Below are 13,799 nucleotides of genomic sequence, written 5' to 3'. Positions count from 1 at the left end.
TGAATTGGATCGATCTGCGTCAATCTCGCGCGGACCGTCATTCGGTCGCGATGCCGCATGGTCGAAAACATCGGCAAACATAGGCGTTCCGCCGCATCTCTGCCGGCGTGCTGGCTCTCATGCGCTCGTAGCGCCGATCGACCGCAACCCTTGCCTGCCCCGTCGCTTTGGCCATACAGTCCGCGCAACAGGCTGCAGGCAACGACTGCAGCTGCGAAGAAAAAACATTCGGGAGAGACAGCACCATGACCATCGTGCCCGTCAGCCGTCGCACGTTCATCAAGTCGTCGACGGCCGTGACCGCCGGCCTCGTGCTCTCTCCCGCGATCATCGGCCGCGCCGAAGCCGCGACCTTGAAGCTGAAATGCTCCTCTTCGCTGCCGAACGACCCCAAATACGCCAACGGTCGCGTCTACTATGACAATCTCGTCAAGAATTTGAAGGCGAACGGGCTCGGCGAACAGGTCGAGGTCGCCTTCTTCCCGGACAACCAATTGGGCCAGGAAATCGATGTCATCAACTCGGTGAAGCTCGGCGTCATCGACCTGATGGTGTCGGGCTCGTCGATCTCGGCCAATCTGGTGCCGCTGGTCGGCACGTTCGATCTCGGCTACCTGTTCGCGAGCTTCCCGCAGCAGACCAAGGCGTTCGACGCCGGCGCGGCCAAGCCGATCGAAGATGCGCTGCTCAAAGGCGGCAACATCCGCATCATCGCCTGGGCCTATAATTTCGGCTCGCGCAGCGTGCTCGCCAGAAAGCCGGTGAAGACGCCGGAGGATCTCGCCGGTCTGAAGATCAGGACGCTGCCCAATCCGGTGATCACCGAATGCCTGCGCCTGATGGGCGCGGCTGCGACGCCGCTGGCCTTCGGCGAGATCTACACGGCCTTGCAGGCCGGCGTGCTCGATGGCCTCGAGCACGATCCGCCGACGATCCTGGCCAGCAAGTTCTTCGAGACGGCAAAATTCTATGCGCTGACGCAGCACAATTTCTCGCCGCTCGCGATCTATTTCAGCGACACCACCTACAACCGCATGGATCCGAAACTGCGCGACGGCTTCCTCGATGCGGCCAGGAAGGCCGCAGCCGACACCCGCGCGCATGGGCTTGCGGTGGAGAAGGAAGCGCTGGCTGCGCTGACCGAGAAGGGCGTGACCGTGGCCGAATGCGATCGCGAGGCCTTCCGCAAGCGCGTGCTGCCGCAGACCGACAACTTCATCAAGGCGCGGCCGGAGTCCAAGCCCGTCATCGACATCATCCGCGCCACGCAAGCCTGAGATGGTCAGGCCTGAGATGGCGATGACGAGCGCCGTTTCCCTCTCGGGCGGCCGTCACGGAAGCATCAGCCTCCTGCTTCGCGTGAGCGATGCGATCGCGGCCATCCTGCTCGCCGCCGACCTCGTGGTGGTCTGTGCCTCCGTGCTGCTGCGGTATCTTTTCAACGCGCCGGTCGAATGGTCGGATGACGTCGCGCGCGGCCTGATGGTCGGTTCGGCCTTCTTCGGCGCGGCAAGCGCGCTCGCACGCGGCGAGAATGTCGGTGTGTCCTTCTTTCGCGATCTCTTGCCGCTGCGGCTGCGCGCGCTGGTCGATGCCGCCAGTGCGCTGCTGATCGTGCTGATCTCCGGCTACGTCGCCTATAATGCGGTCAAGCTGGGCTCGCTGACGGTCGGGCAGACCACCGGCTCGGGCCTGCCGCTGGAGCTGACGTTCTACCCGATGGGCGTCGGCGCGCTGTTCATGACGGTGTTTGCGATCGACCATCTCTGCGCCCGGCCGCTCCCCGACATCGTCAGGGGCTTCGTTGCCATTGCCGTGCTGACCGGCCTCTACCTCGCCTGGGACTATCTGTCGCCGTCCTCGGTGCCGTCGTCGGGCACGCTGATGCTGATCGGCTTCTTCGTCACGCTGTTCGGTGGTCTGCCGATCGGCTTTGCGCTCGCGCTTGCCGCGCTGATCTTCATCTGGGTCGAAGGCGCGCTGCCCGGCGTCATCTTCGCCCAGCAGATGGCACGCGGCATCGACAATTTCGTGCTGCTGGCGATCCCGTTCTTCATTCTCGTCGGCTATCTCATGGAAGCCAACGGCATGTCGGTACGCCTGATCGAGCTGTTGCAGCGTGGCGTCGGCCGCATGCGGGGCGGGCTGAACGTCGTGATGGTGGCCTCGATGGTGCTGTTCTCCGGCATCTCGGGCTCGAAGATGGCGGATGTTGCGGCCGTCGGCTCCGTATTGATCCCGGCGGCGCGGCGCTCCAGGCAGAATCCGGGCGGCGCGGTGGCGCTGCTGGCGGCATCTGCGGTCATGGCGGAAACCATTCCGCCCTGCATCAACCTGATCATCCTCGGCTTCGTGGCGAATTTGTCGATCGGCGGCCTGTTCATCGCTGGGCTCCTGCCGGCGGCGCTGATGGCGCTGGTCCTGATCGCCGTCTCCATCGTCTTCGGCAAGCGGCCGGCCGCTGCCGAGGAGATCGAACCGCAGATCCCGGTATCGGGCTTGTGGAGCGGCGCGATCGCCTCGTTCGGCCTCATCTTCATGATCTTCTTCGGCTTCAAGAGCGGCTTTGCCACGGCGACGGAAATTTCTGCCTTCGCGGTGGCCTATGCGCTGGTCGTCGGCAGCCTGGTGTTCCGCGAGCTCAGCTTCACATCCGCCGCGCACAGCTTTGTCCAGGCCGCGACCCGGGCGGGGCTCGTGCTGTTCATCGTCGCTGCCGCGCAATCGCTTGCCTTCACGCTGACCTTGCAGCAGGTGCCGCACGCGGTGGGCGAAATCATGCTCGGATTGTCCAAGACCAGCGGGGTCTGGCTGTTCATGCTGCTGGCGATCGCCGTGCTGATCGTGATGGGCTCGGTGCTGGAAGGCGCCGCCGCCCTCATCATCTTCGGGCCGCTGCTGCTGCCGGTCGCGGTGCAACTCGGCATCGATCCGCTGCATTTCGGCGTCGTGCTCGTCGTCGCGATGGGCATTGGCCTGTTCGCGCCGCCGCTCGGGCTCGGGCTGTACGGCGCCTGCCTGATCGGCAATGTGCCGATCGAGCAGACGGTGAAGCCGATCATGGGATATCTGGGCCTGCTGCTGCTCTGCCTGCTGGTGATCGCGTTCGTGCCGTCGCTCTCCACCGCACTGCCGCGCGCATTCGGCTATTGAAGGAGTTCTCCGTGAAGGTTCTGCTCGCCCACACGCCCGAGATGCGGCGCAACTACTACGGCGATCGCAGCCTCAACGGCTTGCGCTCGATCGCCGAGGTGATCCTGCACGAGGGCGATCAGCCGCTCGACGCTGCCGGCCTCGTGAACGCGGCGAAAGAGGCTGACATCATCGTGGCCGACCGCATGACCGAGGGCCGCGGCGAGATCTTTCCACAACTGCCACACCTGCGCGCTTTCGTCCGCTGTGCCGTCGACATCCGCAACGTCGACGTCGAGGCCGCCTCGCAAGCCGGCGTGCTCGTGACCCGCGCCGGCCCCGGCTTCGTGCAGGCCGTGGCCGAGCTTGCGCTCGGCTTCATGGTTGATCTGTCCCGCGGCGTGTCGCGGGCAACGGCCGACTACCACGCCGGCTGCAAGCCGGAGGCGCGGATGGGCCGCCAGCTCGGCGGCAGCAAGATCGGTATCATCGGCTATGGCAGCATCGGGCGCTATCTTGCCGAGGTGGCGAAGGTGCTGCGCATGGACGTGCTGGTGTCCGACCCGTTTGCGACTGTCAACGACAGCGCGATCAGACAGGTTACGCTCGATGAGCTCCTGACCGCATCGGACTACGTCGTCTGCCTCGCGATCGCCAACGAGCAGACCGAGAAGCTGATCGGGGAGGCGGCGCTGGCGCGCATGCAAAAGCATGCCGTCTTCATCAATCTCTCGCGTGGCAATCTCGTCGACGAGGCAGCACTGGCCCGGGCGCTATTGGAGAACCGCATCGCGGGCGCGGCGATGGACGTCGGACGCGCGCCCGACCAGATGCCGACGCCGGAGCTTGCGAAATTGCCGAACGTCATCGCCACGCCGCATGTCGGCGGCCTGACGCCGCAGGCGATCGAATACCAGTCGCTGGAAACCGTGCGGCAGGTCGAGGCGATTATCAAGGGCGAGGCTCCGCAGGGCGCCGTCAACGCCGAGCGCTGGACCCGGCGCGGCTGAAAGCGCGCTCTGCCTTGAACCTCGTCCCGGCCCGCGACGTCAAAGTTCCATGCCGGGAAAATGGTTCATGAAGCGTCTGAGACCGAGCCGATGAAGTTTCTGACCGCTTCGGCGTGGGCGACCCTGATCGGTGTGTTGCTGAGCGCCTGCGCTAGCCCTACGTTCGACGAGGACAACAAACCTCCTTATGGCTAGTCAAACGGCAAGCGGCCCGATCGCTAGCAACCGAAGCGGTTGCAGGAAGGGCTGATCGCCTTACAGCCGATCAACCGCCCTGAACGTCCCGTCCTTCTGGATCACCGTCAAAAACACCTTGGGAGAGGTGTCCATCGCGCGCGCGCCGAGCGTGATGATGCTGCCGCTGATCTCGAAGCGGCCGACTTCGTGGAAGATCCGCATCAGGTCCGCCCGCGTCGGATTCCGTCCGAGTTGTTCCAGCGCCGCGGCGACGAGGCGCCCGGAGATATAGCCTTCGAGCGACACGAAATCGGGCGTCAGCGTCGGGTCGAACGCTTTCTGCGCCGCCTGGTAGTCGGCCACGAGCTTCAGCGATCGGTCCCACGGAAACGGTACGACCTGCGAGACGATGACGCCGTCCCCCTCGGCTCCGAGTTCTCTGGCGAGCGCAACGGCGCCGACGAACGAGATGTTGACGAAAGTTGGCGAGACGCCGCTGCGGTGTGCGAGCTTGATGAATTCGGCGCAGGGACCATAAGTCCCGACCATGACGATGGCCTCGGGCTCGGCGCGCTTGATCACCCGCCAGGCCGCGCCGACCGCCCTTGTGTTGCGCTCGAAGGTGCCTTCGGCGGCAAGCTCGAGCCCGCGCTTGGCAAGCGCGCGCTTCACGCCCGCAAGACCGTCGCGGCCGAAGGAATCGTCCTGGTAGAAGATGCCGATGCGGGTGAAGTGGCGATCTTCGGTGAGGTGCTTGATCCACGTCTCGGCTTCAGCGCCGTAGCTGGCGCGAATGTTGACGACGTTCGAGAGCTCGGCATCGCGCAAGAAGTCGGCGCCGCTGAGCGGCCCGATGAAGGGAACGTTGCTCGCGCTGGTGATCGGGATGGTCGCCATCGCGGTCGGCGTTCCCACTGCGCCGATCAGCGCGAACACCTTGTCGTCCTCGATCAACCGCAGCGTCTGTGCCACCGAACGGTCGGGATCGTAGCCGTCGTCGCGGCTGATGAGCTGCAGCTTCCGCCCATGGACGCCGCCCTTTGCGTTGATTTCCGTGAACGCCACGACGACGCCTTGCCGCATGCGTTGTCCGAGCGCGGAGGAGGGGCCTTCGAGTGCGGCGGCCTGACCGAAAAGGATCGCATCCTCACTGACGCCGATCTCATCGCCTCTGGCCGTGAGGTTGGTCGCGGCCAACAATGCGATGGTCAGGACGATGCATCTGGCTGATCGAAATCGATACATCAGGACGTCTTGCCGGGTACGGAGAGCGCTTTCGAGAAAGCTATCGCAGCGGCCTGAACAGCTCGCTAACCGGCGACGGTTTGGCGGCCCGTATTACTGCGGGGAAGCCGGCATCTCGCGTCCCTAAAGGTTCAGGTCATTCCTGCACTTCATTAACCACGCCGGGTCATGCGGAATAGCCGGGTTCCGAAATTGCAAAGTTCTTAACCGCAGGCCTGTTCCGATCGTCGCTCCGAGGAATCAACCAGAGGTTCGGTTGGGGTCGGGCGCGGAGAGGACGGCGGCTTCAGGATGGGCGATCGCGATCAGAATGATCAGGATCGGAGGCGGATGACCGGACGGTGGGGTCTCGCGCCGCTGTTCGCGCTCTATCGTCCTGCGCTGGTCGCAGCCGGGCTCGGGCTCTTGTTCGCGCTGGCGGGCGCTGCGGGGGTGGCGCGGTGGGAAGACCGCGTCAACGGGATCGAGTTCGACAGCGCGGCCGAAACCGAAGCGATCGTCATTCAGAACGGCATGAACGAATATATCAGCCGGCTGGTTGCGCTGCGCACTTTGTTCGAGTCGATCAACGAGGACATCACCCGCAGCGAGTTCGAGTCCTTCAGCGCCCGACTATTCGAACGTCACCCGGGCATGCTGCGCATTGCCTGGCTGCCGCGCGTCAACCGCAAGGAGCGCGCCGAATACGAGGCGGCCGCGGTCACGGACGGCATCTCCGGTTATCGCATCAAGTCGCTCCAGGGCGAGAGCTTTGCAACCGCGCCGCAGAGCGACGAATATTTTCCGGTCTTCTACTCGACGCAGCCGAAGACCTCGCCCGTCTACGGGATGGACTATGCGACCGTTCCGGAACGGCGCGCGGTGCTCGAGCGCGCCCGCGACAACGATCGCATCTCCGCCATCCGCACCCGCCTGTACGAGCCGAGGGAGGGCGGGCGCTTGCCCGACGTCCTCGTCGCCGTTCCCGTTTATGCCAAGGGCACCTCGCGCGAGACGGTCGCGGACCGGCGTCGCAATCTGGCGGGCTACGTCATCGGCGTGTTCGACCTGGCGCTCCTGATGCAGGACATTCGTGTGACGACCGGCGCAAGCCCCGCGATCAGCATGAACGTCTATCCGCCGTTCACGGGGCAAATCGTGAGCCTCGACCAGATCCTGCCGGATTATTCGTCGACGGCCACCGCGCCGCAGTCGATGCGCGACGTCGCGCAGGGCCTGCACTGGTCGGGTCATCTCAAGATCGGAGATACCGATTGGCAGGTGCGCGCGATGCCGACGGCCGGCGGTCCGCTGGAGATGGCTTACGACCGCACGATCACGGTGCTCACAGTGGGTGTGCTACTCACATTCTCGCTTGCGATCTATCTGATGCTGGCCAGCCGCAATTCGCGGCGGCTGTCGCTGGCGAACCGGCGCGTGCTCGAGCTTGCCCAGACCGACATCCTGACCGGCCTGCCGAACCGCGCGTTTTTCCTCGGGCGGCTTGACGAGCTCAACGGTCAGTTGAATGACTCTGGTGCGTCCTTCTCGATCCTGATGCTCGATCTCGACCGCTTCAAGAACGTCAACGACTCCCTCGGTCATGGCGCTGGCGATGCGCTGCTGCGTCAGGTAGCGCAGCGGCTGAAATCCGCGCTGTGGGCGGGCGACGTGCTGGCACGGCTCGGCGGCGACGAATTCGCCATCATCCGGCAAGGCGGCGAGGACCAGCGTGCGTGCGCGATCGAGCTGGCGGGGCGGATCGCCAAGCTCGTGGCGGAGCCGTTTCCGCTGCCCGGTCACCGCGTCGAGATCGGCACCAGCATCGGCATTGCCATCGCACCGGATCACGGCAGCGACCAGGAGCAGTTGCTGAAGAAGGCCGACCTTGCACTGTACCGCTCGAAATCGGCGGGCCGCAACTGCTTCACCGTCTACGACGAGGCGATGTCGACCGAGCTCGAAGCGCGCAACACGCTGGAAGGGGATTTGCGCGACGCCATCGCGCTTTGCCAGCTGGAGGTGCACTATCAGCCGTTCGTCGATGCTCTCTGCGGGGCGCGGCGTGGCTTCGAGGCGCTGGTGCGCTGGCGGCATCCGACCCGCGGCCTGATCCCGCCCGACCAGTTCATCGCGCTTGCGGAGGAGACCGGGCTGATCGTGCCGCTCGGCGAGTTGGTGCTGCGTCGCGCCTGCGCGGATGCCGCCGCCTGGCCCTCGGAGCTGATCGTCGCCGTCAACCTGTCGCCGATCCAGTTCAAGGAGCCCGATCTGTTCGACACGATCTGTGCGGCACTGCGCGATTCCGGGCTGCCGCCGCAACGGCTAGAGATCGAAATCACCGAATCCGTCCTGCTCGAGCGTGGCACCGAGAACCACGCCTTCATGGAGCGGCTGAAGCAGATCGGCATCGAGCTCGCGCTCGACGATTTCGGCACCGGCTACTCGTCGCTCAGCTACCTCACCGCGTTCCCGTTCGACAAGATCAAGATCGACAAGTCGTTCATCCGCAACCTCACGCACCAGCCGCGCAGCTCCGCCATCATCGCCTCGATCGTGACACTGGCGCGCGGCCTGGACATGTCGGTGACCGCCGAGGGCGTCGAGACCCGCGAGGAGTACGACCGCCTGAAGGCGCTCGGCGTCAACTTCGCGCAAGGCTATCTGTTCGGCCGCCCGCAGCCGATCGAGCGGATTCTGTTCGACGCGCCTGCCAAACCCTCGCAGCGCGACGCCGCCTGAGCTGACCGCCCGACCGGCATGCGCGAAAATCGCTTGACCAGGCCATTCCCGGATGGTCGGAAGGATCGTCCAGGGATGAAACACAATGCGGCTTCGGTTCTTCTACGGCTGGGTCGTTGTCGCGGTGACGTTCGTCACCATGGCGATCGGCGTCAACGCGCGCACGGCCTTCTCGTTATTCTTTCCTCCCATCGTCTCTGAATTCGGCTGGGAGCGCGGCGTCACCGCGGGCGCGTTCTCGTTCGGCTTCGTGGTCTCCGGCGTCGTCAGCCCGCTGATCGGCCGGCTGATGGATCGCGCGGGCCCGCGCGCGGTGATGGAACTCGGCGTCTTGCTGATGGGCGGCGGGCTGCTGCTGGCACCGCTGACCAGCGCGCCCTGGCATCTCTATGTCACCATCGGCGTCATGGTCGGCGCGGGCTCTGTGTGTCTCGGCTATTCGGGCCAGTCGCTGTTCCTGCCGAACTGGTTCATCCGCAAGCGCGGCTTTGCCATTGGCATCGCCTTTGCCGGCGTCGGTATCGGCTCGGTGACGCTGCTGCCATGGGTGCAGCACATGATCGAGCAGACCGGCTGGCGCACCGCCTGCACCGCGATGGGGCTGATGGTCCTGATTGTGCTGGCGCCGATCAATTTGTTCCTGCACAAGCGGCCCGACGATATCGGCCTTCAGCCGGACGGCGACGCCGCGCCCGCTCCGGGTGCTGCAAAACCGGTCTCCAACATCGTCGACCCCGTCTGGGCCAACACTGACTGGACGCTTCGGCGTGCGCTTTCGACGGCGCGCTTCTGGTGGATTGCGCTCGGCTATTTCGGCGGCCTGTACATCTGGTATGCCGTGCAGGTGCACCAGACCAAATTCCTGCTCGACATCGGCTTCAGCCCGAGCGTCGCGGTCTGGGCGCTCGGGATCGTCAGCCTGCTCGGCATTCCCGGCCAGATCCTGCTCGGCCATGTCTCCGACCGGATCGGGCGGGAATGGGTCTGGGCCATCAGCTGCGCGGGGTTTGCGATCTGTTTCGCGGCGCTGATGGCGCTGAAATATCAGCCCTCGTTCTGGCTCGTCTATCTCATGGTGTTCACGCAAGGCGCGCTCGGTTATGGCCTCACCTCCATCATGGGCGCGGTGGTGTTCGAGATTTTTCAGGGCCGGCACCAGGGCAGCATCTTCGGCACGATCATGCTGGCCGCCCTTGCAGGCGGCGCGGCGGGTCCCTGGGTAACGGGCGTGCTTTATGATCGCGTCGGCGACTACACGCTCGCCTTTGCCATCGCCATCGTGGTGAGCGGGTTATCGGCGTTTTCGATCTGGCAAGCGGCCCCTCGCAAGGTGCGCGCCGTGGCCGGCCGTCTGCACGAGCTCAAGTCTGGCTCCGCCGCGCAATAAGCGTCGGATTACCTGCGGCTCCTTCGCGGAACGTTAAGCATGTCGCGTCTTGGGCAGGGCGCGGCCGGGCTGTACAAACGTCTTGGACACTATCGGAGCGTTAGCTTTTGGCCGATTGCCGCATCTTCCCGATGCCTCCGGGTCAAACGATGTCTGCCTCCGATGTTGTGACAGAAATTCCGGACCTGCTGCTGGCCGCGCTCGAATGCGCGGAGGATGGCATCGTCATCCTTGATGACGCGCGCCGGATCACGCATTTCAACGCCGGGGCCGTGCGGATCTGGAAGCTCGCGCGGACCGAGGTGCTCGGCCGGGATGCGGAAATTCTCTCGCTCAAGTGCCTCCAGGCCGACCCGGTTACGGAGTTCCGCGACGAGATCAGCCTCGTGCGCCCTGACGGCACCCGCATCAGGGCGGCCGTCGCGCTGTCCTGCGCGATGATCGCGGGCGCCGCTCATCACGTCCTGTTCGTGCGCGATGTCACCGTCGAGGCGGAGCGCCGCGCAAGAATTGGACTTCTCGATGCGGTATCGGACCAGACCAACCGTGCTGTCATTGTCACCGACGTCGGACAGAAGATCCGTTACGTCAATGCCGCCTTCACTCAACTGTTCGGCTTCACCAGCGCGGAAGCCGAGGGGCGGCACGCGGCGGAGCTCATCGCCGGCTGCCATACCGATCGCAGAGCCGTCGCGAAGCTCGTCAAGCGCCTGATGCATGGCGGCCCGCGCGGCGAAATCGAGACGCTGGCCTACGACAAGAACGGCGAAGAAATCTGGGTCTGCGCCCGGATCGACGCCTTCCGCGACAAGAGGGGCCGGGTCAAGCATATCTTCTCGCTGCTTGAGGACATCACCGAGACCAGGCAGTTGCGCTCGCTCCAGCAGCTCATCATGAGCGCGCTTGCCGACGAGGTTCCGATCACCGAGATCGCCGACCGGCTGTGCCGCCGGGTCGAGGAGATCGCACCCGACGTGGTCTGCTCGCTGCTGCACGTCGATGCCGCGGGGCTCGTTCATCCGCTCGGCGGTCCGAGCTTGCCCGAGGACTATTCCCGCGCACTGGACGGCCTTGCGATCGGGCCCGACGTCGGCTCCTGCGGCACGGCTGCCTTCTACGGCGAGCCGGTTCTGGCCATCGATCTCGACACCGATCCGCGCTGGCAGCCCTACAAGGCGATGCCGCTCGGGATTGGCCTGCGCGCCTGCTGGTCCACCCCGGTCAAGGCCAAGGACGGCCGGGTCATCGCCACCTTCGCCTTTTACTATCGGGAATCGCGCGCGCCGAGCAATTGGCACCGGCGGATCGTCGATGCCTGCGTCAACCTCGGCGCCTTCGCGATCGAGCGCAAGGAGGCCCGCGCCGAGATCGCGCGGCTCGCCTATCACGACATCCTCACCGGCCTGCCCAACCGCGCGCAGCTGCGGCATCTGATCACCACGGCGATCGCCGCCTGTCCGACCGGCAGCCACGTCGCGCTCGCCTTTCTCGACCTCGACCATTTCAAGGACGTCAACGATACGCTCGGCCATGCCGCCGGCGACGAGCTGCTGATCCAGCTCGCGCAGCGCCTGCGCGAGCATATCGGTCCCGAAGACATGCTGGGACGGCTCGGCGGCGACGAGTTCGTCATCCTGCTGCCATATCGCGACGCCGAGAGCGCCGAGCGTGTCGCGGCCGAGATTACGGAGGCGCTGGCCGCGCCATCGCGGCTTGGCTCCAGGCAGTTGCAGATGTCGGCGAGCATCGGCATCAGCCTCTATCCCGATCACGCCACCGACATCGACACGCTGATGCAGCAGGCCGATGCCGCCATGTACATGGCCAAGCAGGCCGGTCGCTCCACCCATCGCCTCTTCAGCGCCGAGATGAACGGCCTCACCGAGCAGCGGCTGGCGCTGATCGCAGCGCTCCGCCGCGCCATCGCGGAGGGGACGCTGACGCTCAGCTACCAGCCGCAGATCCGCAGCTGCGACGGCGCCATTCACGGCATCGAGGCGCTGGCGCGCTGGCACGACGCCGTGCTCGGCGACGTCTCGCCGGCCAAATTCATCCCGCTCGCCGAGGAGTGCGGCCTGATCGAGCAGATCGGCCTGTGGTCGGTGCGCGAGGCCTGCCGGCAAATGGCGAAGTGGCGCCGCGCCGGGCTCGACATTCCCTGTGTCTCGGTGAACTTGTCGCCGCTCAATTTCCGCAACGTCACCCTTGCCGCGCGGCTCAAGGATATCCTCGCCGAATACGCGCTGCCGCCGGACGCGCTGATGCTCGAGATCACCGAGGGCACGTTCATGCAGGACGGCGCCGCCGCGCTGGAGACGATGCATGCGATCCGCGCGCTCGGCGTCGGACTTTCGGTCGATGATTTCGGCACCGGCTATTCGAGCCTGAGCCGGCTCGCCCATCTGCCGATCCGCGAATTGAAGATCGACCGCAGTTTCATGCGCGACATCGAGCGTGACCCGGGCGCAGTCGCGGTCGTCACCGCCGTGGTGCGCGTCGGTCAGGGTCTCGGCATGACCGTCGTCGCCGAAGGCGTCGAGACCGCGGCACAGCGCAAGATGCTGTCCGAGCTCGGCTGCGATGTCGTGCAGGGCTTTCTCTACGCGCCCGCGCTGGCGCCGGTCGCATTCGAGCGCTGGCTGATCGAGCACTGCGCCGAGCAGGCGACGGCGATGCTGAGCCGGCTCGATGTCGCGCCGGAGGGGCGCGACCCGGTGAAGCGCTCGGCCTAAGACGCCCGTACTCCAGGTACGGTCGGCCCGCAAAGCACGCTTAAATCTTCATTGCTCTTGCCGCCTGTTCCAGACTGGCCGGCACAATCATGCGATGAAACGGGGCTATCGTCGCAAGATAGATACGCCCCAGTCGGTTATGGCAATGCACGACGGTACCCGCGACCAGCTCGCGCCCATGTGCTGCATCGGCGCGCAGCTGGATGGTGACGCGGAAGTCGAGATGCCAGTCATCCTCGCCCAGGACCAACTCCGTCGCGCTCTTTGACAGCACCGGGAAGAAGCCGATCACCGGCCCACGCGCCGCTGCGGCAAGACCGACGGCGCGCGACGATTTGACGGCGACCGTCGCCATCACCACATCGCGGACACGCGTGAGCGCACGAATCCACCACGCCTGTCGCTCGAGCGCGGCGCGGGCCAGCACCTCTACATCATCGCTGGCCCCCGCCGGCAGTTGAATTGCATAAGCATCCAACAGGTCCGCGCCCGCATAGAGCGGCGCGAGCACGCTGTTGCTGGGCATGGGCACGGCGCGCGCTTTGGTCATGCGATGAGCTACCGATGCTGGGGGCGTAGCGCAGTTGGCGTTGCGGACGATGTTGCCGCCGCAGCCCTTTTTTATATCGATGCGCTCTGCACCGCAACAATGCGGCGGCGACATGTCTCAGTAGGTCAAGGGCGAGATGCCTCCCAACCGCTCTCACTCCGACGTCAACCCCGTCCTCCGCCGCAAATCCCCAATCGCGCGCAAGAAACTATCCGCCGGCGTGGTCTCCGGATCGATCAGCCGGTGCAGCCGAAATCCGTCCTCCAGCGCCAGCACGACCGAAGCCATCCACGGCGGATTCAGCTTGTCGCCTCTCCCGTTGCTCTTCAGCGTGGCCTCGATGATGTCGGCGATCAGCTTGCGCCGCGCCCGCAGGCGTTTTGCGAGCTCGGGGCGGCGCTTCTCGGCGCGTGCGACGAACAGGATCATCTCCATTTGCAGCAGCGGCGAGCGGCCGAGCGGGTCCTGCCGGCTGCGATCCATCGCTTTCAGCGCCGCGATGAAATCGTCGAGATTGTCGTGCTGCGCGAGGATCTCCATGTTGCGCCGGATCGACTGCTCGACATGGTCCTCGAGCATGGCGATGATCAGCTCGTCCTTGCTCTTGAAGTTGGAATAGAACGCGCCGCGGGTGAAGCCCGCCGCAGCCGCAATTGCCTCGATGCTGGCGCCCCCGATGCCGTCGTCCTCGAACACGCGGGCGGCTGCCTCGAACAGCTTGTCCCGCGTGTCGTCCCTGGTCGGCCTGGTTCTCACCCTTGACATCCGGACAGTTTAGGGCAGAATGCAACTCGATACAACAATGTATCCAGTTGATAATCTCAGGGATGGGTTACGCGGGCATC

The 13,799-nt window shown here is 65.3% G+C and carries 9 protein-coding genes; 6 read left to right on the top strand and 3 right to left on the bottom strand.

Features of this window, described 5'->3' with window-relative positions; all coding sequences use genetic code 11:
- Positions 1-245: 245 nt before the first annotated feature.
- The 3 genes from AC0L2O_RS05645 to AC0L2O_RS05635 are packed head-to-tail and all read left to right on the top strand — an operon-like array spanning position 246 to position 4,142.
- Positions 246-1,277 (top strand): TRAP transporter substrate-binding protein, encoded by a 1,032-nt coding sequence (locus AC0L2O_RS05645; protein WP_473369001.1) that lies wholly within the window; start codon positions 246-248, stop codon positions 1,275-1,277.
- Between the two features lie 22 nt (positions 1,278-1,299).
- A complete protein-coding gene (locus tag AC0L2O_RS05640; RefSeq protein ID WP_473369000.1) occupies positions 1,300-3,153 on the top strand; it encodes a TRAP transporter large permease in 1,854 nt (617 codons plus the stop codon).
- 11 nt (positions 3,154-3,164) lie between these two features.
- On the top strand, positions 3,165-4,142 hold the full coding sequence (locus AC0L2O_RS05635) for a hydroxyacid dehydrogenase (protein WP_473368999.1): 978 nt from the start codon (positions 3,165-3,167) through the stop codon (positions 4,140-4,142).
- Between the two features lie 255 nt (positions 4,143-4,397).
- Here the strand turns inward: AC0L2O_RS05635 and AC0L2O_RS05630 are convergent, their stop codons facing one another.
- Positions 4,398-5,564, bottom strand: a complete 1,167-nt coding sequence (locus AC0L2O_RS05630) for an ABC transporter substrate-binding protein (RefSeq protein WP_369721776.1) — start codon at positions 5,562-5,564, stop codon at positions 4,398-4,400.
- Positions 5,565-5,894: 330 nt separating this feature from the next.
- Between AC0L2O_RS05630 and AC0L2O_RS05625 the strand changes: the two genes are divergently transcribed.
- The 3 genes from AC0L2O_RS05625 to AC0L2O_RS05615 all read left to right on the top strand — a co-directional run bounded on the left by AC0L2O_RS05625 (position 5,895) and on the right by AC0L2O_RS05615 (position 12,404).
- Positions 5,895-8,285, top strand: a complete 2,391-nt coding sequence (locus tag AC0L2O_RS05625; protein WP_473368998.1) for a bifunctional diguanylate cyclase/phosphodiesterase — start codon at positions 5,895-5,897, stop codon at positions 8,283-8,285.
- An 85-nt stretch (positions 8,286-8,370) separates the two neighbouring features.
- On the top strand, positions 8,371-9,672 hold the full coding sequence (locus AC0L2O_RS05620; RefSeq protein ID WP_473368997.1) for an MFS transporter: 1,302 nt from the start codon (positions 8,371-8,373) through the stop codon (positions 9,670-9,672).
- Positions 9,673-9,821: 149 nt separating this feature from the next.
- Positions 9,822-12,404, top strand: a complete 2,583-nt coding sequence (locus tag AC0L2O_RS05615) for an EAL domain-containing protein (protein ID WP_473368996.1) — start codon at positions 9,822-9,824, stop codon at positions 12,402-12,404.
- A 40-nt stretch (positions 12,405-12,444) separates the two neighbouring features.
- Here the strand turns inward: AC0L2O_RS05615 and AC0L2O_RS05610 are convergent, their stop codons facing one another.
- Together AC0L2O_RS05610 and AC0L2O_RS05605 are read right to left on the bottom strand one after the other, a co-directional pair.
- Complete coding sequence (locus AC0L2O_RS05610; protein WP_409192353.1) at positions 12,445-12,954, bottom strand: DUF2867 domain-containing protein; 510 nt, start codon at positions 12,952-12,954, stop codon at positions 12,445-12,447.
- Between the two features lie 153 nt (positions 12,955-13,107).
- Positions 13,108-13,719: a TetR/AcrR family transcriptional regulator gene (locus AC0L2O_RS05605; RefSeq protein ID WP_473368995.1), complete on the bottom strand. Its 612-nt coding sequence runs from the start codon at positions 13,717-13,719 to the stop codon at positions 13,108-13,110.
- Positions 13,720-13,799: the final 80 nt, after the last annotated feature.

It is taken from the genome of Bradyrhizobium sp. Kon10 (assembly GCF_055807395.1).
Note: the sequence above shows the minus strand (reverse complement) of the source record. Positions and strands in the feature narration are given on the sequence as shown.

Coding starts and splice junctions, on each gene's coding strand:
- AC0L2O_RS05645 (WP_473369001.1), top strand. CDS start 246: ATGACCATCGTGCCCGTCAGCCGTCGCACGTTCATCAAGTCGTCGACG.
- AC0L2O_RS05640 (WP_473369000.1), top strand. CDS start 1,300: ATGACGAGCGCCGTTTCCCTCTCGGGCGGCCGTCACGGAAGCATCAGC.
- AC0L2O_RS05630 (WP_369721776.1), bottom strand. CDS start 5,564: ATGTATCGATTTCGATCAGCCAGATGCATCGTCCTGACCATCGCATTG.
- AC0L2O_RS05625 (WP_473368998.1), top strand. CDS start 5,895: ATGACCGGACGGTGGGGTCTCGCGCCGCTGTTCGCGCTCTATCGTCCT.
- AC0L2O_RS05620 (WP_473368997.1), top strand. CDS start 8,371: ATGCGGCTTCGGTTCTTCTACGGCTGGGTCGTTGTCGCGGTGACGTTC.
- AC0L2O_RS05615 (WP_473368996.1), top strand. CDS start 9,822: ATGTCTGCCTCCGATGTTGTGACAGAAATTCCGGACCTGCTGCTGGCC.
- AC0L2O_RS05610 (WP_409192353.1), bottom strand. CDS start 12,954: ATGACCAAAGCGCGCGCCGTGCCCATGCCCAGCAACAGCGTGCTCGCG.
- AC0L2O_RS05605 (WP_473368995.1), bottom strand. CDS start 13,719: ATGTCAAGGGTGAGAACCAGGCCGACCAGGGACGACACGCGGGACAAG.